The organism is Archangium violaceum Cb vi76, assembly GCF_000733295.1.
In the GTDB taxonomy this organism is placed as follows: Bacteria; Myxococcota; Myxococcia; order Myxococcales; family Myxococcaceae; genus Archangium; species Archangium violaceum.
On the sequence record NZ_JPMI01000240.1, the window covers coordinates 95403 to 117987 of the forward strand.

General features: G+C 69.8%; 23 protein-coding genes. 13 read left to right on the plus strand and 10 right to left on the minus strand.

Translation table 11 applies throughout. The annotated features are described in order from the left end of the window. Nucleotides 1–120: 120 nt before the first annotated feature. Nucleotides 121–933, plus strand: coding sequence for an alpha/beta fold hydrolase (locus tag Q664_RS33555; RefSeq protein ID WP_043404952.1), 813 nt, complete (start codon nucleotides 121–123; stop codon nucleotides 931–933). Between the two features lie 78 nt (nucleotides 934–1011). Here the strand turns inward: Q664_RS33555 and Q664_RS33560 are convergent, their stop codons facing one another. Then, on the minus strand, nucleotides 1012–1650 hold the full coding sequence (locus tag Q664_RS33560) for an SGNH/GDSL hydrolase family protein (RefSeq protein ID WP_063934798.1): 639 nt from the start codon (nucleotides 1648–1650) through the stop codon (nucleotides 1012–1014). Nucleotides 1651–1765: 115 nt separating this feature from the next. Between Q664_RS33560 and Q664_RS62350 the strand changes: the two genes are divergently transcribed. Next, on the plus strand, nucleotides 1766–2737 hold the full coding sequence (locus Q664_RS62350) for a 3-oxoacyl-[acyl-carrier-protein] synthase III C-terminal domain-containing protein (RefSeq protein WP_043404955.1): 972 nt from the start codon (nucleotides 1766–1768) through the stop codon (nucleotides 2735–2737). 8 nt (nucleotides 2738–2745) lie between these two features. On the opposite strand, the gene Q664_RS33570 is transcribed toward Q664_RS62350, so the two are convergent. The 3 genes from Q664_RS33570 to Q664_RS33580 are packed head-to-tail and all read right to left on the minus strand — an operon-like array spanning nucleotide 2746 to nucleotide 4450. Continuing rightward, nucleotides 2746–3297, minus strand: a complete 552-nt coding sequence (locus Q664_RS33570; RefSeq protein ID WP_063934799.1) for a hypothetical protein — start codon at nucleotides 3295–3297, stop codon at nucleotides 2746–2748. Next, nucleotides 3297–3842 (minus strand): zf-HC2 domain-containing protein, encoded by a 546-nt coding sequence (locus tag Q664_RS33575; protein ID WP_063934800.1) that lies wholly within the window; start codon nucleotides 3840–3842, stop codon nucleotides 3297–3299. The genes Q664_RS33570 and Q664_RS33575 overlap by 1 nt, the downstream gene beginning before the upstream one ends. Then, nucleotides 3842–4450, minus strand: coding sequence for an RNA polymerase sigma factor (locus tag Q664_RS33580; protein WP_043404959.1), 609 nt, complete (start codon nucleotides 4448–4450; stop codon nucleotides 3842–3844). Before Q664_RS33580 ends, Q664_RS33575 begins: the two co-directional genes overlap by 1 nt. A gap of 205 nt (nucleotides 4451–4655) precedes the next feature. Here Q664_RS33580 and Q664_RS33585 point away from each other — a divergent pair, with 205 nt between their 5' ends. Both Q664_RS33585 and Q664_RS33590 read left to right on the plus strand, forming a co-directional pair. Then, nucleotides 4656–5087 (plus strand): hypothetical protein, encoded by a 432-nt coding sequence (locus Q664_RS33585; protein WP_043404962.1) that lies wholly within the window; start codon nucleotides 4656–4658, stop codon nucleotides 5085–5087. Nucleotides 5088–5204: 117 nt separating this feature from the next. Then, complete coding sequence (locus Q664_RS33590) at nucleotides 5205–5786, plus strand: TIGR02265 family protein (protein ID WP_043404965.1); 582 nt, start codon at nucleotides 5205–5207, stop codon at nucleotides 5784–5786. On the opposite strand, the gene Q664_RS33595 is transcribed toward Q664_RS33590, so the two are convergent. Next, nucleotides 5783–6250: a peroxiredoxin gene (locus Q664_RS33595; protein WP_043404967.1), complete on the minus strand. Its 468-nt coding sequence runs from the start codon at nucleotides 6248–6250 to the stop codon at nucleotides 5783–5785. The genes Q664_RS33590 and Q664_RS33595 overlap by 4 nt on opposite strands. Before the next feature lie 83 nt (nucleotides 6251–6333). Between Q664_RS33595 and Q664_RS33600 the strand changes: the two genes are divergently transcribed. The 9 genes from Q664_RS33600 (at nucleotide 6334) to Q664_RS33640 (ending at nucleotide 16127) form a co-directional block, all read left to right on the plus strand. Then, nucleotides 6334–7500 (plus strand): YcaO-like family protein, encoded by a 1167-nt coding sequence (locus Q664_RS33600; RefSeq protein WP_084610530.1) that lies wholly within the window; start codon nucleotides 6334–6336, stop codon nucleotides 7498–7500. A gap of 11 nt (nucleotides 7501–7511) precedes the next feature. Then, a complete protein-coding gene (locus tag Q664_RS33605) occupies nucleotides 7512–8699 on the plus strand; it encodes a TfuA-like protein (protein ID WP_043404970.1) in 1188 nt (395 codons plus the stop codon). Between the two features lie 50 nt (nucleotides 8700–8749). Continuing rightward, entirely contained in the window at nucleotides 8750–8992 is a 243-nt protein-coding gene (locus Q664_RS33610) for a hypothetical protein (RefSeq protein ID WP_043404973.1), read from the plus strand. Nucleotides 8993–9023: 31 nt separating this feature from the next. Continuing rightward, nucleotides 9024–9857 (plus strand): DNA-methyltransferase, encoded by an 834-nt coding sequence (locus Q664_RS33615; RefSeq protein WP_084610531.1) that lies wholly within the window; start codon nucleotides 9024–9026, stop codon nucleotides 9855–9857. A 60-nt stretch (nucleotides 9858–9917) separates the two neighbouring features. Continuing rightward, nucleotides 9918–11204 (plus strand): dicarboxylate/amino acid:cation symporter, encoded by a 1287-nt coding sequence (locus Q664_RS33620; RefSeq protein ID WP_043404976.1) that lies wholly within the window; start codon nucleotides 9918–9920, stop codon nucleotides 11202–11204. Nucleotides 11205–11282: 78 nt separating this feature from the next. After that, a complete protein-coding gene (locus tag Q664_RS33625; RefSeq protein ID WP_043404979.1) occupies nucleotides 11283–11765 on the plus strand; it encodes an FKBP-type peptidyl-prolyl cis-trans isomerase in 483 nt (160 codons plus the stop codon). Nucleotides 11766–11838: 73 nt separating this feature from the next. Beyond that, a complete protein-coding gene (locus Q664_RS33630) occupies nucleotides 11839–13725 on the plus strand; it encodes an OPT family oligopeptide transporter (protein WP_043404982.1) in 1887 nt (628 codons plus the stop codon). A gap of 86 nt (nucleotides 13726–13811) precedes the next feature. Next, nucleotides 13812–14732, plus strand: a complete 921-nt coding sequence (locus tag Q664_RS33635; protein WP_043404986.1) for a hypothetical protein — start codon at nucleotides 13812–13814, stop codon at nucleotides 14730–14732. Nucleotides 14733–14756: 24 nt separating this feature from the next. After that, nucleotides 14757–16127, plus strand: a complete 1371-nt coding sequence (locus tag Q664_RS33640) for an FAD-binding oxidoreductase (RefSeq protein ID WP_043404990.1) — start codon at nucleotides 14757–14759, stop codon at nucleotides 16125–16127. On the opposite strand, the gene Q664_RS33645 is transcribed toward Q664_RS33640, so the two are convergent. From Q664_RS33645 to Q664_RS33665, 5 genes are all read right to left on the minus strand, one after another. Continuing rightward, nucleotides 16128–16511: a hypothetical protein gene (locus Q664_RS33645; protein WP_152622487.1), complete on the minus strand. Its 384-nt coding sequence runs from the start codon at nucleotides 16509–16511 to the stop codon at nucleotides 16128–16130. Between the two features lie 140 nt (nucleotides 16512–16651). After that, nucleotides 16652–17359, minus strand: coding sequence for a glutathione S-transferase family protein (locus tag Q664_RS33650; RefSeq protein WP_043404996.1), 708 nt, complete (start codon nucleotides 17357–17359; stop codon nucleotides 16652–16654). Between the two features lie 48 nt (nucleotides 17360–17407). Next, nucleotides 17408–19030 (minus strand): ABC-F family ATP-binding cassette domain-containing protein, encoded by a 1623-nt coding sequence (locus Q664_RS33655; RefSeq protein WP_043404999.1) that lies wholly within the window; start codon nucleotides 19028–19030, stop codon nucleotides 17408–17410. Nucleotides 19031–19036: 6 nt separating this feature from the next. Further along, nucleotides 19037–20962, minus strand: a complete 1926-nt coding sequence (locus Q664_RS33660) for an ABC-F family ATP-binding cassette domain-containing protein (protein ID WP_043405002.1) — start codon at nucleotides 20960–20962, stop codon at nucleotides 19037–19039. Nucleotides 20963–21008: 46 nt separating this feature from the next. Further along, nucleotides 21009–22472 carry a DEAD/DEAH box helicase gene (locus Q664_RS33665; RefSeq protein WP_043405005.1) on the minus strand — a complete coding sequence of 488 codons (1464 nt, stop codon included), beginning with the start codon at nucleotides 22470–22472 and terminating at the stop codon, nucleotides 21009–21011. Nucleotides 22473–22585 lie beyond the last annotated feature (113 nt).

The window sequence follows — 22585 nt, forward strand, 5'->3', positions numbered from 1 at the left end:
CAAACCCTGGGGGGCGTGCTCTAGCCTGCAATCCACGTTTCCACCGGTCTTTACGACAGGTGGGCGAACGCGGCTTGCTGGCACGATGATGCTCACCAACTCGAGGGGAGTGTGAGCGCCATGGGCCAGGCCATCTGGAAACGCAACAACGTGCAGGTGCTCGGAAAGGGCCGGGACACCCTCATCTTCGCCCACGGCTTCGGTTCCGAGCAGAGCGCCTGGAGGCACCAGGTGGCGGCGTTCCAGGACCGCTACCGCATCATCCTCTTCGATCATGTGGGGTGCGGCGGGTCCGACCTCGACGCCTACAGTCCTCAGCGCTACAGCGGCGTTCACGCCTACGCCGAGGATCTGCTGGAGCTGTGCGGGGAGCTGAAGCTCTCGGACACCATCTTCGTGGGCCACTCCTTCAGTGGAATGGTGGGCGTGCTGGCGGCCCTGGTGGAGCCGCGGCGCTTCCGCCAGCTCGTCTTCGTCAAGTCGACGCCCCGGCTCCTGGACGATCCGGAGTCGGGCTACGTGGGGGGGTTCACCCGGGCGGAGCTCGATGCGCTCTTCGATGCCATGGCCGCCGGCTATCACTCCTGGGCGAGCGGCTTCGCGCCCCTGGCCATGGGCAACCCCGAGCGGCCCGAGCTGGGCCAGGAGTTCGTCCGTACGCTGTCCTCCATGCGGCCGGACATCGCCCTGGACGCCGCGCGGACGATCTTCCAGTACGACCACCGGTTGGATCTGCCGCGGCTGAAGGTGCCCACGCTCATCATCCACTCCGGGGAGGATCTCGCCGTGCCCAACCAGGTGGGCGAGTACATGGCGAGGCGCATCCCGCTGGCGAGGATGATGACCATCGCCGCGCGCGGGCACCTGCCCCACCTGAGCTCGCCCGAGGCGGTGAACCGGGCCATCGACACCTATCTCCACGCGACGGCATGAAGCCGGGGTGGTCGCGGTTCCGGAGAACTTGTCCAACTGTTGGACAACTTTGGGAAGACCGTGCCCGGCGGGCGGAGGTCAGCCGGTGGCCCGAGCGGAGCTGGCGCCGGGCTCGACGGCCTGGAGCAGGACGGGCCAGAAGTGCTCGGCCATGCGCTGGTAGCCGGTGTCCGAGGGGTGGAAGCCATCGGCGGAGAAGTAGTCGGTGCTACCGGGCAGCTCCTGGAGGCTGGGTCCGTGGAGGTCCACGCCGAGCAGGCCATGGCGCGCCACCACGCGAGCCACCGCCTCGTTGAAGGAGGCGATACGCGCGGAGATGAGCTGGACGGGCAGGAAGGGTGTCGCCAGCCGCGCGATGGGGGCGAGCGACATGTCCGGCAGGTTGGCCAGCACCACCGGGGCGCCCGTGGCCGCGAGGCCTCGCGCCAGTTGGTCGAGGTTGGACTCGAACTGGTGGGGCTCCACGCCGCGCCACAGGTCGTTGATGCCCACCGCGAGTGTCACCACCTGGGGGCGCGAGCGGGAGGCCTTGGGGAGCTGTCCGGAGAGGACGGTGGCGCTGGTGGCGCCGCTCACCCCCAGGTTGAGCAGGCCCACCCCCTGCCGGGTACGGCGCAGCCGCTGGAAGAGGTGTTCCACGTAGCCACCACTGCGCGAGCCCACTCCGACGGCGGAGGAGTCACCCAGGGCCACGTATCTCAGGGAGAGTGCGCTCATGAGGTGCTCTCCATAGCGGCCAGCGGGCCGGTTCGCAGCGCCATGTGCCTGGCCGCTCCACTGGCGGACAGGAGAGGCCTCGTCCGGAGGGCGGGGTGTGCTCTATTCCGGTGCGATGACGCGTCCTTCGATTGCCTTCCTGGGCCTGGGCTCCGCGCTGCCGGAGCGTGTTCGTACCAGCGCAGATCCCATCTTCGATCGCATCCGAGAAGCCGCGCGGGCACAGGGCCTGTCCGAGGCCTCGCTCTTCTACGGCAACCGGGAGCACCGGTGCCTGGGTCCGGACGAGTCGCTGGCCTCGCTCACGGCGAAGGCGGGGCGCGCGGCGCTGGAGGACGCGGGCGTGCGTCCGGAGCAGGTGGATCGGCTGTACGGCTACGTGTCCGTGTCCGAGTTCGTCTCGCCCAACGCGCTGTACCAGGTGCACCGGGAGCTGGGCCTGGGCGGGCATGCGCTGGTGGTGCCGGTGCAGGCGGATTTCGGCAACTTCGTCATGGGGACGGTGCTGGCCTGGGAGGCGATGCTGGCGGGGCACTCGGAGCGGGCGCTCGTGGCCGTGGGGGCGGGCTGGACGCGCAACGTGGACTACTCACAGGGTCATGCCTTCGGCATCGGTGATGGCGCGGGCGCGGCCGTGCTCGGCGTGGGGGAGCGGCTCGTCCTGGTGGATTACGCCGCCGACACCTTCAGCGACGAGTATGGCGCCATGACGATGCGGCCCCGCCCCGAGGCCGGCTTCACCACTCCCGTGTACGGGCTCGAGCCGTCCCGGGGCGTGCGGGCCTTCCTGAACACCGGCATGGAGGGCCCGCCGCGGCTCGTCGAGCGGCTGCTGCGCAAGCACGGGCTCACCGGGGACGACATCACCCTCGTGTCACACCAGGCCACGCGCAAGCTGTTGGACCACTGGAACGAGAAGATCCGCCCGCGCGAGTATCTGCACACCCTCGAGGACCGCGGCAACATGGTGATTGCCTCCATCCCCGTCACCCTGGCCCGCTACCACCGCGAGCTGCGCACGAAGTACCTCGTGCTCTTCGGCATCGGCATCGGCGCGCACCAGGTGGCCCTGCTGGTGCGCGTGTAGGGCGGGTGCTACCGGGCGCCCTCCTGCTGGCGCTGTTGCATCCGCTGGAGGCGCTCCTGCCTGCGCTTCTCGCGCTCCTCGCGCCGGCCCTCCCGCTCGGCCTTCCTCAGCAGCTTCTCCAGCTTCATCTTCCCGTCGTGCCGGGCCATGAAGATGGCCAGTTGCGCCCGCTTCTGGGGAGGCAGGTCCCTGGCCAGCGCCTGGTACATCTCCCGGTCGAGCGCCGTGAGCTGGGTCCGCGCGTCGAACACCCGCTGCACCGCCTGGTCCACCTGCGACTGGGTCGAGGCATCTCCCCGCGCCGCCTTCCTCAGCACCTGCGCGGACTCCTGCACCTGCTCCACCAGGGGCCGGCGGCGCTCGTCGAACTGGCGCATCGTGTCCGCCATCTTCAGCGCCTGGGACTCCTCCAGGTCCAGTTCCTCGGCCAGTCCCACCACCCGCATCAGGCGCGTCTGCCGCTCCGCGCGCTCCGCGGCTTCCTTCGCCTCGGGCGTCTGGGCCAGGGACGCCAGGGGAAGCAGGCTCAGGGTCAGCACCGCCAGTCGAAAGGGCTTCATCACAGCGACTCTCCAGGGTTCGGGTTCGAGAAGAAATCGTCCAGCTCGGAGTCCAGGAACTCGTCGGACTCGAGCTCCTCCAGGTCCGCGTCGGACAGGTCGAGCGCGTCGGCCAGGGGATCCGCCAGCGCCCACTGCTCCAGCGTGAAGGCGTCCTCCTCGGGTGGGCTGGCGGGCGCTTCCACGGGGGAGGTGGGCGCGGGAGGCGTGGTGACACGGCTCCGCAGCACCGGTCCCAGCACCAGCAACACCACGGCGGCCGCCGCCATGAGTGCTCCCGCGGTCCGCATCCGCGCCGCCTGCTGGACCTGGGCCCTGTGCCAGGCTCCCACCGTCGTCCGGGGGAGTGCCGCCACCACGGCCTGCTCCTTCAAGGAGGGCGGCGGCAGCGCGGCCAGGCCGAGCACCTCGTGGTCCGCCTCCGCCTCCGCGCGGCAGGCGGCACAGGCGTCCAGGTGCGCGCGCACCCGCGCCTCCTCCTCGGGCTCCAGCGCTCCCGCGGCGAAGAGGGTCAGCAGTTCTTCCTGGTTCTGGCATGCCGCCATCAGCGCTCCTCCTCGGACGGCTCCGCCACCTGCGCCCGGAGGCGCTTCACGGCGTGATGGAAATTCACCTTCGCGTTCGTCTCCGTGATGCCGAGTGTCTCGGCGATGTCCCGGAAGCCCAGCCCACCGTCCACTCGCAATGTCAGGACCTCGCGCTGGCGGCGGGGCAGGGTGAGCACCGCCGCGCGCACCTGCCGCTCCCGCTCGCTCCGCTCCAGGGCTTCCTGCGCGGACTCTTCTGGAGACTCGGTCTCCGGGGGCTCCACGGCCTGGAGCCAGCGCCTGCCCTGGCGGGCGTGGTTCTTCGCCAGGTTGAGCGCGATGCGGATGAGCCAGGCCCGGAAGGGCGCGGGGCCCGAGGGGCTCCAGCGGGCGAAGACACGGCGCGAGGCCTCCAGGGCCCGCAGGAAGGCCTGTTGGGCGAGATCCGCCGCGTCCTCGGGCCGGGCCGTGTAGCGCCGCAGGAGGGCGAAGACCAGGGCCCGGTGCCGCTCCACCAGCGTGCCGAAGGCCGCCTCGTCACCGGCCAGGAAGGCACGGCAGAGCGCCTCGTCGCTCGGTTCGGTGGCGGCCTTCGCCAGCGCCAGGGATGTCTCCAGGGCCTTCACGCCTCCTACGAACACCGGAACCGGCGGCAAGTTAAAGGAGGTTTTTTCGTTGGAATTCCAGGTACCCGGTGAGGTTCTGGGAAGTAGGGACGGGGACCCTACTTGAAAGGTTAGAAAACGGTTCGCATCGCCGGTCTGTTCCGCTATTCTGTGCGGCGTGGGCTGACGGGCTCACGGACTGCCCGGGCGGGCGAGGAGTGCGCAGATGGCGGAGATGATTGGGGGCGACATTGGCACGCAGATCCTGAATGCCGTTCAGGGTCTGGGTGTGAGGATGGACCGGCTGGAAACCCAGGTGGCGGACCTGAACGCCCGGATGGCGAGACAGGAGAAGCTGACGGAGAGCCTGGGAATCGAGTTGGGGCGCCAGCGGGTCGAGTTCGAAAGCCTGCGGGCCGAGTCAGAGCGCCGGTGGGCCGAGTCGGATCGTCAGTGGGCCGAATTCCGCATCTGGCGTGATGGTCTGCGCGGGGACTTCAAGCAGATGCTCGCGGACATGCAAGAGGGGTTCAGCCGGCTGCATGCCCGAGACGAGCTCACGGCGAGCACGGTGGTCATGATGGCTTCGGTGCTGCGCCGGCCGACGGAGCTCGGTGAGGAACTCGAGAAGCGTCTGCGCGAGCTCCAGCCCCACTGACGCCGTTCGTGCCACCGGGCTCGCCTGCCTGCTTCACCCGGGAAGTCTCCTCCGGGCAGGTTGCCGCCCACCTCCCCCCGCTGACACAATGGAGGGGCTCACCGAGGGCATCGCACCATGGCAACGGACGGCACGGCCGCGCGCATCAAGGGCAGTGTGCTCATCACCCGCCTCAATCTCTTGATGAAGCAGGGCGGGACCGGGCGTGTCCAACAGGTGCTCCAGCGCTTGTCTCCGGCCGATCGCAAGCTCCTCGAGGGCGTCATCATGCCCATCGGCTGGTACCCCCTGGAGCTCAACCTCCGCCTCGACGCGGCCATCGCCGATGCGCTCTCGCCCAGGGATCGCAACAAGGCCTTCGTCGAGATGGGCCGCGCCTCCGCCGAGGAGAACCTCAACGGTCCCCACCACGTGTTCATCCGCAAGGGGGATCCGCACTTCCTCCTCAGCCACGCGCCGGAGATCTACCGGCTCTACTACGCGGTGGGCTCCCGCACCTACGAGAAGGCCGGGCCCCGCAGCGCGGTGTTGCGCACCCTGGGCGCCGAGAGTGTCACCGAGGCGGACTGTCTCACCATCGTCGGCTGGTACGAGCGCGCCATCGAGATGAGCGGTGGCCGCGAGGTGCGTGTCGAGCAGAAGATGTGCCGCGCCCGGGGCGGCGTCTACTGCGAGTACCACTGCTCCTGGGAGTTCTAGGTGCCCGCGGGCGGCAGCGGGTGCTCGCTCAGGTAGCGCAGCACGTCGTCCAGGTGCTTGTAGACGCGCACCTCGTGGCGGATGACGGACTCGATGAGGCCGTCCGGGCCGATGATGTAGGTGACGCGCCGGTCCACCTTCAGCACGGGCCACAGCACGTCATACGCCTGGCTGATGGTGCGCGCCTCGTCGCCCAGCAGGGAGAAGTGGATGTTCTCCTGCTCGGCGAACTCGCACTGCGTCTTCACCGTGTCCACGGACACACCCACCAGCTCCGCCCCGAGCGCTTGAATCCGCTCGTGGTTGTCCCGGAAGTGGCGCGTCTCCTCCGTGCAGGCGATGGTGAAGGCCTTGGGGAAGAAGAAGAGCACCACCCGCCTTCCCCGGAGCGCGGAGAGCGAGAAGGTGTGTCCCCAGCAGTCGGTGCCGGTGAAGTCCGGGGCGGCTTGTCCCACGTCGAGCATCTTCTTTTCGGCCTCCTGACGCCGGACTCCCCTAGCATGCTTCCCGCCGAGACGTCCTCGCTCACCCAACACAGAGCTCCCCCGTGGCCCTCCCGACCGCCGTTCCGTTGACCGCCTCCTTTCTCGACCGTCTCGCCCATGGACTTGGCGTTACCCGGGTGGCGCGGGTCACGGGGTTGGACCGGGCCGGGGTGGAGGTGGCTGCCGCGGTGCGTCCAGGCGGCTACGTGCTCCAGGTGTGCAATGGCAAGGGCCTGGATTTCCAGGCGGCGTCCGCTGGAGCGCTCCTGGAGACGGCGGAATTGTGGGGGGCGGAGAACGTCCCCCTGGAGCGGCTCGTCTGGGGCTCCATGGATGGGCTGGAGGCCCGGGGCCGCGCCGTCTGGGGCGCCGAGGAATTGGGCACCCGGGGCGGCGTGGTCGTCTCCCGGCTGTGGAGCCGCGAGATGCGGTACGCGTGGTGCGAGGCCACCGAGCTGCGCTCCGGGCGTCCCGTGCTCGTCCCGGCCCAGGGGGTGTACTGCCCGCCCACCGGGGCTCCGTCGCTCGGCCCGGTGAGCGTGCGGTGGACGAGCAATGGCTCGGGTGCGCACCCCGAGCGGGCCCGGGCGCTGCTGCACGCGCTGCTGGAGGCCACGGAGCGGGACCAGCTCGCGCGCATCCTCCCGGAGGGGTGGTCCGAGGCGGTCCTCCTCTCGCGCCTGCTGCGCCCGGGAGAGCTCGAGCGGGGCGCTCCCCGGACGGCGGCGCTCGCGCGGGCCCTGGGCGAGCGGGGCTTCGCCGTCTACCTCTTCGATCTCACGCCTGACCGGCGGACGCCCCGTGCCGTGGGTCTGCCCGTGGGGGGCGCGCTGCTCGTGGACCGCGAGGAGGGCCCGGTGCCCCTGGCGGCCGGGTACGCCTGCGGGCTGGGGAGGGACCAGGCCCTGCTCGGCGCCCTGCTGGAGGCGGCCCAGTCCCGCCTCACCGACATCCACGGTGCTCGCGAGGACGTGGCCGCGGGAGACCGCGAGGCCACCCTGGCCCTGGCGGCCGCCTGCGCGGAGGTGCGCCCGCGCCGGGCCGTGGAGTCCATGCCCGACGTCTCCGGAGAGGTGTCTTCGCCGGAGGAGGCGGTGCGCGAAGTGCTGGTGCGGCTCGGGAAGGTGGGCTTCAACCGGGCCGCCGCCGTCGAGCTGGAGGCCCCCCTCCCCGGACTCCACGTGGTGCGCGTGGTGGTGCCGGGTCTGCGCGTCTCGGAGTTGCTGTGAAACGAGCTGCCGTGAAACGACGTCCGGCCCATCATCCCGATGATCTCCTGGTCTTCCTCGGCCCCTCGTTGCCGGAGGAGGACGCCCTGGCCCTGGTGCCCTGCCGGGTGTTGCCGCCCGCGCGCCAGGGAGACGTGTGGCGGGCCCTCTCGCTGCGTCCGAGGGCCATTGCCCTGGTGGATGGCGTCTTCGAGGCGCAGCCCTCCGTCTGGCACCACGAGCTGCTGGCCGCGCTGGATGCCGGGGTGGCGGTGTTCGGCGGGGCCAGCATGGGCGCGTTGCGCGCGGCGGAGCTCTCGCGGCACGGCATGGTGGGCGTGGGCCACATCTTCGAGGCGTACCAGCGGGGCGAGCTGGTGGATGACGCCGAGGTGGCGCTGCTCCACGCCGACGCGGAGCACGGCTTCCGTCCCCTCACGGTGCCGCTCGTCAACGTGCGTCACGCGGCGCGCCAGGCCGAGGGCGCGAAGGTGCTCGCTCCCGGCGAGGCCCGGGCGCTGGTGGACGCGGCGGCGGCGCTCTTCTACCAGGACCGTACCTGGCCCCGGGTGCTGGCGGCCGTGGGCGAGGCCTGGCGTCCGGCCACCCGGACGAAGTGGGACGCCTGGGCCGCCAGGGGCCTCGAGGACCTCAAGCGCGAGGACGCCCGTGCCTGCCTCCAGGCCGCCTCGGCGTGGATCGCCTCGGGAGAGGAGCTCCCGGTACGAGCCCGGATGGGCCGGCCGCCGCCCTCGTCCTACGTGCGCCGCCGCCGCCTCGTGGAGGGGCTGTGTGCGACGGAGGGAGGCCTCGTGTCCTCGGAGGAGGTGCTCGCGGGGCTGCGCGCCGCGCCCGAGGCCCGGGAGCTGGCGGAGATGGGCTTGCGGCGGGCGTTGCTCGCGGGCCAGGCGCGGTCGCTCGGTCTGCGTGCCACGGACGAGGAGGTGCTGCGGGCCGAGGAGGAGTGGTGGGAGCTGCTGGACCTGCCGCCAGAGGAGCGCGAGACGTACCTCGTCTCCTGTGGCCTGGATGCGCACGAGGTGCGGCGGCTGTGCGAGGACCGGGCGTTGGAGCGGCTCATGCTCGAGCACGCGCCGCGCGTGCTGCCAGACGGGCCCTCGTGGGACGAGGCGCTCGCCACGGAGGCGCGCCTGAGGGGCCACTGGGTGGAGGAGGCCCGGCGGCTCGGGGCGCCGAAGCGGGGCCGGCGCAAGCGGTGAGCGGGGCTCGGAGGGAGTCATTACCTTTGGCGCTTGGAGGCGGCGAGACGATGACGCGGATATGCCAGGACGAGGTGGGCCGCTGTGACTTCATCGACGTGCTGGAGGAGGCCGTGTTGCGGCACCGGCCCGTGGCAATCCAGCTGCGCGAGGGGGAGTCCTTCATCGACGAGGTGGTGGACGTGGTGACGGAGCGGGGGGACGACTTCGCCATCTTCAAGTCGCACGAGCGGGTGCCGGTGGGGGACATCCTGGCCGTGACGCGGGCGGTGCCTCCCGAGGCGCGGTGGTGAAGCGGGGCGGCTGGGGTAGGGTGCGCGCCGGATGAATCCTCACGACGAGCTCGAGACCTTCCGCTGTGTGCGGGCCGATGCGCGGGAGCCCGGCGGTTACCGGACCGTGCTGGGAGAGGCGAAGGCGACCTTCCTGCACACGGATCCGCCGTACTGCCTGCTCACGCGGCGGCGCAAGGGGGGCGACCTGCGGGATCCCCGGGCGAACAAGAAGATCGATCGCAACCCCATCGTGCGCTTCGAGACGGTGCGCGACTACCGCGTCTTCACGGAGCAGTGGATGACGCGGGCGGTGGCGCACCTGACGCCGGACGCTCCGATGGCCATCTGGACGAACCTGTTGGGCAAGGAGCCCATCCTCGCGGTGGCCCGCTCGCTGGGGTACCCGCACCTGCGGGGCGAGTACGTCTGGGGCAAGCGCACCACGGACAAGAACGCCAACGAGCAGTTGCTGCGCGTCTACGAGGTGGCGCTGGTGCTCTCGCGCACGCCGGAGCCCGCGCTGGAGCCTGGTGCCCTGCCCACCGTCTGGGCGGTGGTGGGCGGCTATGACGATGACGCCGAGGCGGCGCGTTGGGGCAACCACCCCCACCACAAACCCTTCTCCGTGCTGGAGCCGCTGGTGCGCACGTGGAGCCGGCCGGGGGACTGGGTGTTGGATCCGTTCGCGGGCAGTGGCTCCATGCCGTCGGCGGCGCTGCGGCTGGGACGCAGGGCGGCATGCCTGGAGGTGGAGCCCGAGTGGGCCGAGCGGGTGAATCGGCGGCTGCGGGAGACCGCGGGTGAACTGGCCCGGGGAGCGGGAGTACGGCCGGCGACATCTGGCACCGACGATGGTGTATCCGCCACGGGGAATCACCGGTAGGCTGCGCGGCTCCCTGTCCCCAGGGAGTCTTCTCCCCAGCACCCAGCAAGAGGCACCCGGATGAAGCAGCACCAGAAGATGCTCCTGGGCATCGTCGTTGGCACCGTGGCGGGCATCGCCGCCAACCTCCTGGCGGGAGGGACGCCCTGGCTCGAGTGGGTGGTGACGAACATCACCGGGCTGGCGGGACAGCTCTTCCTGCGGCTGCTGCTGATGCTGGTGGTGCCGCTGCTCTTCTCCGCGCTGGTGATGGGCGTGTGCGAGCTGGACCTGAAGCAACTGGGCCGGCTGGGCTTGCGGACCCTGGGATACACCGTGGTCATCTCCAGCATCGCGGTGCTCATCGGCCTGCTGCTGGTCAACACGCTCAAGCCGGGCGTGGGTCTGAGCGACGAGGCCCGTGCGCTGGCGATGAAGGGCACCGCGGTGCAGGCGGCCCCCGCGCCGAGCAGCACCTCGGTGTCCTCGCTGATCGCCGCCATGGTGCCCACCAATCCGATCAAGGCGGCGGCGGACGGGGACATGATCGCCCTCATCCTCTTCTCGCTCATCTTCGGACTGGGGCTGGCGGTGACGGACTCCCCGGCGGCCAGGCACCTGCGTGAAACCATCCAGGGCCTGCACGACGTGATGATGAAGCTCATCGATGGGGTGTTGAAGCTGGCGCCCATCGGCGTGGGGGCGCTGCTCTTCAGCATGATGGCGCGCCTGGGCATGGGCGTGCTGATGCAGGTGGCGGCCTACGTGGGCGTGGTGCTGCTGGCGCTCGGGCTGCACATGTTCGTCGTGTACTCGCTGTCGGTGCGCTTCCTCGGAGGGCGCAACCCGGTGGCCTTCTTCCGCGACTGCCGCCTGGCCATCGTCACCGCCTTCTCCACGGCGTCCTCCAGCGCCACGCTGCCCACCGCGCTCAAGGTGGCCGAGGAGAACCTCAAGCTGCCGCGCAACGTATCGCGCTTCGTGCTCACCGCCGGCTCGGCGATGAACCAGAACGGCACCGCGCTCTTCGAGGGCGTCACGGTGCTCTTCCTGGCGCAGGTGTTCGGTGTGCAGCTGAGCCTGCCGGATCAGGCCGTCGTGATGTTCATCTGCGTGCTGGCGGGCATCGGCACCGCGGGCGTGCCGGCCGGCTCCATCCCCGTCATCGCGATGATTCTGGGCATGTTCAAGATTCCGCCGGAGGGGCTCGCGCTGGTGCTGGGCGTGGACCGCTTCCTGGACATGTGCCGCACCACGCTCAACGTGACGGGGGACCTGGCCGCCGCCGTCTACGTGTCCCGAGGCGAACCCAACTTAGAGGCCGAGTCCCAGGCCTCGCGGTTGGAGCCCGAGTCGTCCGCTTCCTGAGCAATCAGGGGAGCACGGGCTGGTTGCCCCCGCTACATCTCCGTCCCATACCCGTAGGACAAGAAGGAGCAGCCCACCATGAAGGTGTCCAAGGACAGTGTGGTCTCGTTGGAGTACCGGTTGCACCTCGGGGACGGAAAGGTGGTCGACGAGAGTGAGCCCGGGCAGCCGCTCGCCTACATGCACGGTCGTGGGCAGATCGTCCCGGGTCTGGAAGGGCAGCTGGAGGGCATGTCCTCCGGTGAGTCCAAGAAGGTGGTGGTGCCTCCTTCGCAGGGGTACGGCGAGCATGATCCGCGAGGCCTCCAGGAGGTGCCCCGTGAGATGTTCCCCCCCAATGCGGAGCTCCAGCCGGGCCTGACCATCACCGCGCAGACGGCGGACGGGGACATGATCCCCATCACGATTCGCGAGCTGAAGGGGGAGAAGGTGGTGGTGGACCTCAACCACCCGATGGCGGGCAAGACGCTCCACTTCGACATCACCGTGCGTGAAGTGCGCGCGGCCACGGACGAGGAGAAGGAGCACGGCCACGCCCATGGGCCGGGCGGGGCGCACTGAAAGAGCGGACGGGCCGGTCAGGAGCCAATACCCACTCGTGGGGTAGGGGGTGTTCCGGTATCGTGCACCCCCCATGAGCCAGTCCGTCTCGCCCTCGCCCCAGCAGCTCAAGATCTCGCCCGAGCCCCCGCCCCCGGAGGCGCCTTCCGCCGGTACCCAGGACCCCGAGCGCTACTGGCTCGAGAACGTCTACAAGGGAGCCGAGAACCAGCTCACCGTGCGTGCCGTCGTGGTGGGCATGGCGATTGGCGCGGTGATGTGCCTGTCCAACCTGTACGTCATCCTCAAGACGGGCTGGAGCCTGGGCGTCACCATCACCGCGTGTGTCCTCTCCTTCGCCGCCTTTGGCGCCCTGCGGGCCGTGGGGCTGGCGAAGCGGGAACTCACCGCGCTGGAGAACAACGCGGTGGGCTCGGTGGCCTCGGGAGCGGGGTACATGACGGGCGGGGGCAACATGGCGGCCGTGCCCGCCCTGCTGATGCTCACCGGGACGCTGCCGTCCCCGGGATGGCTGGTGGCCTGGTTCGCGGTGATTTCCGCCATGGGGGTCTTCGCGGCCATCCCCATCAAGCGCCAGCTCGTCAACATCGAGCAGCTCCCGTTTCCCACGGGCACCGCCACCGCCGAGACGCTCCAGGCGCTCCATGGGAATGACGAGGGCTCGCGTGGCAAGGCCCGCTACCTGGGCCTGGCGGGCCTGGTGGGGGCCGTCGTCGCGTTCTGGCGGGACGCCAAGGCCTCGTGGCTGGTGTGGAACCTGCCCTCGAAGCTGAGCCTGCCCTTCACCATCGGCGGCAAGCCGGCGGGGGCGTGGACGCTCTCGCTCGACCTGAGCCTGCTGCTGATTGGTGCCGGGGCGCTGGTGAGCTTCAAGACGGGCTGGTCCATGCTGGTGGGCGCCATCCTCACCTATGGCTTCCTCGCTCCGGAGATGGTCAGCCGCGGCATCATCCCCGAGGTGACGTACAAGGCCATCAACGGCTGGGCGCTGTGGACGGGCGCCTCGGTGCTCGTGTCCTCGGGTCTGTTGTCCTTCGCCTTCCAGTGGCGCAGCGTGGCGAAGTCGTTCAAGGCGCTCTCGGGCCTCTTCGGGAAGAACTCCGAGGAGGAGAAGGATGTGCTCGCGGACGTGGAGTGCCCGCCCACGTGGTTCCCCCTGGGCTTCCTGGTGCTGGGCCCCATCGTGGTGGGGCTGATGGCCTGGCTCTTCCAGATTCCGTGGTGGGCGGGTGTCCTCGCCCTGCCGCTGTCGGTGGTGATGGGGGTCATCGCCGCACGCGTCACGGGAGAGACGGACACCACGCCGACGAAGGCGCTCGGGCCGGTGACGCAGCTGCTCTACGGAGCCATCCTGCCCGGAAACCTCGCGGCCAACGTGATGAGCGCCAATGCCACGGGCGGTGTGGGCCTGCACTCGGCGGACCTGCTCACGAACCTCAAGACGGGCTGGCTGCTCGGCGCGAGCCCTCGCAAGCAGTTCTTCGGGCAGCTCTTCGGCGTGCTGGCCGGAGCGGCCGTGGTGGTGCCCGCCTTCAACCTGCTGGTGCCGAGCGCGGAGGTGCTGGGCACCGAGGAGTTCCCCGCGCCGTCCTCGCTGGTGTGGGCGGGCGTGTCGAAGATGCTCGTCAACGGAGTGAGCTCGTTGCACACGTCCGCGCGCATCGGCGCGGTGTGCGGCCTGGCGCTGGGCGTGGCGCTGGTGCTGTTGGAGCGCTGGGCGCCGAAGAAGGCGAAGCCGTTCATTCCCTCGGCGTCGGGCCTGGGGCTGGCCATCGTGATTCCGGGAGCGAGCTCCATCAGCTTCTTCATCGGCGCGGCCATCGCCGAGGTGCTGCGCCGCAAGAAGGCGAAGCTGGCCGAGGCCACGGTGCTCCCGGTGAGCTCTGGCTTCATCGCCGGTGAGAGCCTCATGGGCATCGCCGTCGCGATGCTCAAGGCGTTCGGGTTCATGCCCAAGTAGGGCTCCGAGGAGGACCGCGGTACTACTTCTGGAGTCAACCGGGAGCTTGACAGCGATGTGACTCATGGAGTCACATCCGCTGCCGCATGCCTTCTCTCCGGCACGAGGCCTTCCTGGAGTTGTTCCGCAACCGTCCGGCGCTGGCGGCCGAGCTGCTGCGGGACGCGCTCGGTGTCGAGGTTCCCGCCTACGCGGAAGCCCGTGCGGAGTCCGCGGAGCTGACCCAGGTGGTGCCCACCGAGTACCGGGCGGACCTGGTGGTGCAGTTGTGGGAGGACACGCCGCGCTTCGCCATCGTGGTGGAGGTGCAGCTCTCTCCGGACGAGGAGAAGCGGTACACGTGGCCGGTGTACCTCACCCACCTGAGGGCGAGGTGGAGGTGTCCCACGGTGCTGCTGGTGGTGGCTCCGGACGGGCCGGTGGCCCGTTGGGGCGGGCAGCCGACGGAGCTGGGTCACCCGGGCTTCGTGCTGAGGCCCTGCGTGGCGGGGCCGGATCGCATTCCGGTCATCACGCGGCCGGAGCAGGCGCGCGAGGCGGTGGAGTTGGCGGTGTTGTCCGCCATGGCACACGGGCAGGGCGAGAAGGGCGCGGCCATCGCCGGAGCGGTGCTGCCCGGGCTGGTGGGGGTTGATGACGAGCGGGCACGCTTCTATTTTGATTTGGTGGTGTCCTCGTTGAACGACGCGGCACGCACGGCCTTGGAGGCACTGATGCGCAGTGGCACCTACGAGTACCAGAGCGAATTCGCCCGGAGGTATCTCGCCCAAGGCCGGCAGGAAGGTCGTCAGGAGGGCCGGCAGGAGGGCCGTCAGGAGGGCCGGCAGGAAGGTCGTCAGGAGGGAGAGGTGATTGCCCTGCTGAAGGTGCTCGAAGCGCGGGGCCTTCAGGTGGATGCGCAGGCCCGCCAGCGCATTGCCTCCTGCACGGACCTCGAGCAACTCGAGCGCTGGCTCCTCAAGGCCCTTTCCGTGCGGTCCGTGCGGGAACTCTTCGAGCCCGCGTGACCTGGCTCTCCCGGATGGAGCGCGATGAGCGTGGACCTGTTGCGTGAGCTCGCGGCCGTCCTGCCGCCCGAGGCACTCGTCACCGACCCCGATGTGCTTGAGTCGCACCGCCGCGACCAGGCGGGTTGGGCCTCAGCGGGCGTCCCTCGGATTCTCGTTCGTCCTGGGTCGACCGCCGAGGTGCGGGCCGTGCTCCGTGTGGCCTCGGCCCTCCGTGTGCCCGTGGTCCCCCGTGGCGCGGGCTCGGGGCTGTCGGGTGGCGCCAACGCGGTGGACGGGTGCATCGTCCTCTCGCTCACGCGGATGAACCGCATCCTGGAGATCGACCGGCGAGGCCTGTACGCCGTCGTCCAGCCCGGAGTCATCAACGGCGCACTGAAGGCGGCCGCGGCGGAGTTGGGGCTCTGGTACGCGCCGGACCCCGCGAGCTGGGAGTTCTCGACCCTCGGCGGCAACCTCGCGACCAATGCCGGCGGCCTGTGCTGCGTGAAGTACGGTGTGACCGGGGATGCCGTGCTCGGGCTCGAGGCCGTGCTCGCGGATGGCTCCGTCGTCCGGACCGGCGGCCGCATGGTCAAGAACGTCGCCGGCTATGATCTCACCCGGCTGTTCGTCGGCTCGGAGGGCACGCTCGGCGTCATCACCGAGGCCACGCTGAAGCTCCGGCCCCGTCCGCCTCCGGCCACGACGCTGGTGGCCTCGTTCCCGACGCTCGTTGGAGCCGGTGCGGCGGTCACGGAGATCATGGCGGGTATGCGGCCCTCGCTCCTGGAGTTGATGGACCGCACGACCGTGCGCGCCGTGGAGGCAGCCAGACCCATGGGGCTGGACGTCCAGGCCGCGGCCCTCCTGCTGGCACGCTCCGATGCCGGGGGCGAGCAGGGCGTGGCGGAGTGCGCGCGGATGGCGGCACTCTGCGAGGCCGCCGGAGCGACCTTCATCGCGAACTCCTCCGACGAGGCCGAGGGGGAACTGCTGATGGGCGCGCGCCGCTTCGCCTTTCCCGCGCTGGAGCGGCAGGGGTCCACGCTGCTCGATGACGTGGGCGTGCCGCTCTCGCGCATCCCGGAGCTGCTCGCTGCGGTCGAGCGCATCGCCGAGCAGCGGGGCGTGCTCATCGGCACGTTCGGGCACGCGGGCGACGGGAACATGCATCCCACGCTCGTCTTCGACCCGAACGACCCGGACGCGGTGGCTCGGGCGAAGGCGGCGTTCGACGACATCCTGCACGCGGTGCTCGCGCTGGGGGGAACCATCACCGGGGAGCACGGGGTCGGCTCGCTCAAGCGCCCGTTCATCGCCCGGCAACTGGGCCCCGAGACCCACCAGCTCCACCTCGCCATCAAGAGCGCGGTGGATCCACTCGGCATCCTCAATCCCGGCAAGCTGCTCTGATCACGGCTGCCGAGGCACCAGCACGCACTGGCCGAGCTCCGTGTCGCACACGGGCTTGAGCTCTCTCGGGTCCAGGCATGCGGCGGTGACGCACTCCCCCGGCTGACAGACGATGGAGGCCTGCTGGGCCAGGGCTCGCGCCCGCCGCTGGAACTCGGTGAGGTTCGCCGTCGTGTTGACGGCACCGAAGCATTGGAACGCGCCCAGGCAGTTCTGCCCACCGGCGAGGGCGAGCAGATCGATCTTCTGGCAGGTGTCGCCGGGGCGGCATCGGGCGTAGTGGGAGACCAGCTCCGTGGCACCCTCCTGGAGCTGCTCGCAGTTGGCGCACCCCGTCAGCCACACCGCCCCCGCCGCCATGCACGAAACGAGCATCCGCCTCATACCCACCACCCCCGCGTGCCTCGGTTCAACCGCTCGTTGAACGGACTGACGCTGGACACGCGGCTTGCCACGCGCATCGTCCGGCGGGGATGCCGGAAGCGTGCTGTTTCCCGGTGTACAAGCGGGGACGGCCGGGAGTGCTACTTCTGTCCGTTCGCGAAGTAGCGCTTCTGGACGTGCTCGCAGTAGCGGACCAGGTTCTGCTGGCCCTGCGTGTACTTCCGGAGCGGCGAATCCACGGGGAACAGGAGGATGCTCGCGATGAACGCGTAGAGCGTCGCGTCGAACGAGGTGGGGTTGTCCCCCAGGAGGAACGGCTTGTCACCGAGCGTCGTCGCCACCGCGGAGACGTCCGCCTTCCCCATCTCGAGTATCTCCTCGGGAGTGTGACGGCCCAGGCCCTGGGTGTGCATCGCCTTGGTCATTCCCCGGCGAATCATGGGCACCACGAGCTTGCCGACGCCGGGTGGGAAGAAGGTCTCGAAGATGGGCTTGTAGAGCCGCCAGCCTTCCGGAATGACCCAGCGCTCATGGACGATGTGCCAGTAGAAGCTCTCCTCCAGCACGCGCCGGACCAGGTGGCCCGTGGAGATGTCCTCCGCGCCGAGCTTCGCGTCGAGCGTGTCGCCGTGCTTGCGCTTGAGGTGCTCGATGATGAGCTGGGAGTCCCCCAGGAACGCGCCATCCTCCTCGATGAAGGGGATCTTCCCCTTGGGGGCCTTCCCGAAGGCGGCCGGCTTCCCCATGTAGGGGATTCCAGCCATCCGGAGGTAGGTCTCCAGCTTCACACAGAAGGGGCTGATGTCGCTGAGGCCGAACGCGGCGGTGGTCTTGTGGAGGGTCAGCATGGAGGGGGATCCTCCATGCCAGGGTCCGCTCCGTCCAGAACCCGTCGGTCAGCTGCGCAGGCCGGGGGCCTCGTGGCCGGTGCGGGCCACGTACTCCGTGTAGCCGCCGCCGTACTGGTGGATGCCCTCGGGCGTCAGCTCCAGCACCCGGTTGGACAGCGCGCCGAGGAAGTGCCGGTCGTGGCTCACGAAGAGCATGGTGCCCTCGTAGTTGGCCAGCGCGGCGATCAGCATCTGCTTCGTCGCCATGTCCAGGTGGTTGGTGGGCTCGTCGAGGATCAGGAAGTTGGGCGGATCGTAGAGCATCTGCGCCAGCACCAGCCGCGCCTTCTCGCCTCCGGAGAGCACCTTGCACTTCTTCTCGATTTCATCGCCCGAGAAGCCGAAGCACCCGGCCAGCGCGCGCAGTGAGCCCTGCGAGGCCCGGGGGAACCTGTCCACCAGCGAGTCGAACACCGTCTGGTCCGGCTTGAGCAGCTCCATGGCGTGCTGCGCGAAGTAGCCCATCTTCACGCTGCCGCCGACGCTCACCGCGCCGTCGTCCGGCTTCGACTCACCGGCGATCAGCTTGAGCAGGGTGGACTTGCCCGCGCCGTTCACGCCCATCACGCACCAGCGCTCGCCGCGCCGCACGAGGAAGTCCAGCCCGTTGTAGATGCGGCGCTTGCCGTAGCCCTTCACCACCCGCTCCAGCTTCGCCACGTCGTCGCCCGAGCGCGGCGCCTGCTGGAACTCGAACACCAGCGTCTGCCGGCGCTTGGGCGGCTCCACCTTCTCGATCTTCTCCAGCTTCTTCACCCGGCTCTGCACCTGGGCCGCGTGCGAGGCGCGCGCCTTGAAGCGCTCGATGAACTTCAGCTCCTTGGCGAGCATCGCCTGCTGGCGCTCGTACTGCGCCTGCTGGTGCTTCTCGTTGAGCGCCCGCTGCTGCTCGTAGAACTCGTAGTTGCCCGAGTACGTCGTCAGCTCGCCGCCGTCGATCTCGATGATCTTCGTCACGATGCGGTTCATGAACTCGCGATCGTGGCTCGTCATCAGCACCGCGCCCTCGAACCCCTTGAGGAAGTTCTCCAGCCAGATGAGCGACTCGATGTCGAGGTGGTTGCTGGGCTCGTCCAGCAGCATCACGTCCGGGCTCATCAGGAGGATGCGGGCCAGCGCCACGCGCATCTTCCATCCGCCGGACAGGGCACCCACGTCCCCGTCCATCATCTCCTCGGAGAAGCCGAGGCCCGCGAGGATCTCCCGCGCCCGGCCCTCCAGCGCGTAGCCGCCCAGCTCCTCGTAGCGGCCCTGCACCACGCCGAAGCGCTCCACGAGCTTGTCCATCTCGTCCATGCGCTCGGGGTCCGCCATGGCCGCCTCGAGCTGCTTGAGCTCGGCCGCCACCTCGGACACCGGACCCGCGCCGTCCATCACCGCCGCCACCGCGCTCTGCCCGGACATCTCGCCCACGTCCTGGTCGAAGTAGCCGACCGTGACGCCGCGATCCACGGACACCTGCCCCTCGTCCGGGTGCTCCCGCTGGACCACCATCCGGAACAGGGTGGATTTGCCCGCTCCGTTCGGGCCCACCAGGCCCACCTTCTCGCCCTTGTTGAGCTGCGCAGACGCCTCCACGAAGAGGATCTGCTGTCCGTGCTGCTTGCCGATGTTGTCGAGACGAATCATGGGACTTCAGGCTCCGGTAACCAGGTTCTGCAATTCCTGCCAGCGCGTGTAGAGGCGTTCGACTTCCGCCGTCGTCACGTCCAGCTCCTTCTGCACGTCGGCCGCCTTCGTGCCGCTGGAGTAGATGGTGGGATCCACGAGCTTCGCTTCCAGCTCCGCCTTGCGTGTCTCCGCGGCCTCGATGGCCGCCTCCATCCCATCCAGCTCGCGCTGCTCCTTGTACGAGAGCTTGCCCGGCTTGCGCGCCTGCTTCGGCTCGGCCACGGGGGCGGGTTCGGCCTTCTTCGCCACGGAGGCAGGGGCGGCCGCGGCGCGGGCCTGGGCCTGCTCCTTGAGCCGCCGGTACATGGCGAAGTTGCCCTCGTAGCGCACCACCTTGCCGTCGCCCTCGAAGGCGAGGATGGAGGTGGCCACCTTGTCGAGGAAGTACCGGTCGTGCGTCACCAGCAACACGCTGCCGGTGAAGTTGAGCAGCAGCCCCTCGAGGATGTTCAGCGTGACGATGTCCAGGTCGTTCGTCGGCTCGTCCAGCACGAGGACGTTGGCGCCCTCCAGGAAGAGCCTCGCGAGCAGCAGGCGGTTGCGCTCGCCACCCGACAGCGCCTTCACCTTCATGCGCTGCATGGGCACGGGGAAGAGCAGGTCATCCAGGTAGTCGCGCAGCGCCACCCGCTGATCTCCCAGCTCCACCCAGTCATCCCCGCGCGGCGAGGCCGCCTCGTACACCGTCTGCTCCGGATCCAACGAGGCCCGGGTCTGGTCGTAGTAGGCGACCTTCGTGTTCTTGCCGATGACCACCTTGCCGGAGTCCGGAGGCAGCTCGCCGAGCAGCACGCGCAGGAAGGTCGTCTTCCCCACGCCATTGGGCCCCACGAGGCCCACGCGCTCGCCGCGCTGGAGCAGCATGTTCACGCCCTCGAGGACGTTCCGCTCGCCGTAGGACTTGTGGACGCCCTCGGCCTCGATGACGGTGTGGCCCAGCCGCGGCGCCTGCATCACCTGCAGCCCCGCCACCTTCGGCCGCTGGAAGCCCTTCTCCTCCATCAGCTTTCGCGCCCGCTCGATGCGCGCCTTGCTCTTGGTGCGCCGCGCCTCGGGGCCCTTGCGCAGCCATGCCACTTCCTGGGCAATCCAGCGCTCGCGCTTGTGCTGGGCGATGGACGCGTTCTCCTGCGCCACCAGCTTCTGCTCCACGTACGCTTCGTAGTTGCCCGGGTAGGAGATGACGCCGCCTCCGGGCTGGATCTCCACGATGCGATCCACCAGCCCGTCCAGGAAGTAGCGGTCGTGCGTCACCAGCAGCAGCGAGCCGGGCAGCTTGTCCAGCTCCTCCTCGAGCCAGTCCACCGTGTCCGCGTCCAGGTGGTTGGTGGGCTCGTCCAGCATCAGCATGTCCGGCCGTGTCAGCAGCGCGCGGGCGATGGCCACGCGCTTGCGCAGACCGCCGGACAGCTCGGCCACGGGCCGGTCCCAGTCCTTCACGCCGAGCCGGTCCAGCAGCGTCTTGGCGTGGTGCTCCGTGTCCCAGCCGCCCAGTTGCTCGATCTTGTCCGACAGCGCCGAGAGCTGCTCCATGAGCTTGCCCTGGGTGTCGGCGGGGGTGGACTCCATGCGGCGGATGAGTTCGGCGTGGGTGGCCAGCGCGTCCTTGAGGGGCCCCTGGGCCACGCTCAGCTCCGAGGCCACCGTGGCGCCTGGAGCGAACTCGGGCTCCTGCGGCAGGTAGGTGACGCGAGCGCCCCGGCGCAGTTGCAGCTCCCCCGCGTCCGCGCGCGCCACCCCCGCCAATATCTTCATCAGCGAGGACTTGCCGGAGCCGTTCACTCCCACCAGGCCCACGCGCTCACCTTCCTCGATGGTGAGCGTCAGGCCCTGGAAGACGGTACGGCTGCCGAAGGACAGTTGGACGTCGGCGGCGCGGAGCAGGGTCAAGGGTTCCTCTTATCCGGTGTGCGGAGGTTCTCGTCGCGAGCGCTTCTTACAGCCACTTGGGCGCGCGAGGCCTCTGAGAAACGGCGGGCGGTGCCGCCGGGGCCGACGCCGAGGGGCGCTGGGCCTGCTGGGTGCCCGGACGGTCGCTCCGAGCCGGACGTGCCGACTCCGAGCTCCGCGAGCCTCCCGCGTTTCCACCCCGGCCACCACCCCGGCCGCCGCCGCCACCACCACCCCGGCGGCGTCCACCCCCGTCACGGCGCTCGCCGTCGCGGCGCTCGCCCCGCGGCTGCCCCTGCGGAGAACGGGTGTTCTGCTGTGCCCGGGCCGGAGCCGGCTCGAGCGCGCCCTCGGCGGGGGGCGGCAGGTTCGAGCGGTACGCCTGGGCCTCCATCACCGGCACGCGCCGGCGGATGGTGCGCTCGATGTCCTTCAGGTACGCGCGCTCCTCGGAGTCGCAGAAGGACAGGGCGATGCCCGCCGCGCCCGCGCGGCCCGTGCGGCCAATGCGGTGCACGTACGTCTCGGGCACGTTGGGCAGATCGAAGTTGATGACGTGGGTGATGCCGTCGATGTCGATGCCCCGCGCGGCGATGTCCGTGGCCACCAGCACCCGGCAGGTGCCGGACTTGAAGGCCGCCAGCGCCCGCTCGCGCGCGTTCTGGCTCTTGTTTCCGTGGATGGGCTCGGCGCCGATGCCCGCAGCCTCCAGCTGCTTGGCCACGCGGTTCGCCCCGTGCTTGGTGCGCGTGAAGACGAGCACGCGCTGGATGGCCTTGTCCGTCTGCAGCAGGTGCACCAGCAGCCCGCGCTTCTGCTCCTTCTCCACGAAGTACAGGCGCTGGTCGATGGTCTCCGCCGTGGTGGCCACCGGCGCCACCTCCACCCGCACCGGGTTGGTCAGGATGCTGTTGGCCAGCCCCTGGATCTCCGGCGGCATGGTGGCCGAGAAGAACAGCGTCTGCCGCTTCTTGGGCAGCGCGGCGATCACTCGCTTCACGTCATGGATGAAGCCCATGTCCAGCATCCGGTCCGCCTCGTCGAGGACGAACACCTCGAGCGACTTGTAGGACACGAAGCCCTGCTGCATGAGGTCCAGCAGGCGGCCCGGGGTGGCCACGAGGATGTCCACGCCCTGCTTGAGGGCCTGCTCCTGGGCGTTCTGGCCCACGCCGCCGAAGATGACGGCGGAGGTGATGCCGGTGAAGCGCCCGTAGGCGCGGATGCTGTCACCAATCTGCGCGGCCAGCTCCCGGGTGGGGCTGAGCACGAGCGCGCGGATGGGGCGGCCGCGGGCGGGCGGCGGAGGGCGGCCCACGGAGAGCCGCTGGAGGATGGGCAGCGTGAACGCCGCCGTCTTGCCGGTACCCGTCTGCGCGCAGCCGAGCACGTCCTTGCCCTCCAATACGTGGGGGATGGCCTGCTGCTGGATGGGCGTGGGGGTGGTGTAGCCCTCGGCCTTCACGGCGCGCTGCAAGGGCTCGGCAAGCTTCAGGTCTTCGAAAGTCATGTGTTCTCGTGAGTGGGGATGGTCCCCGGGAGGCCCGCGACGCGAATCGCCAGCGGGCCCGAAAACAAAGAAGGCGCCCCCGGGGGAGGCGCCTTCCTTCAACAGCCTGGAAG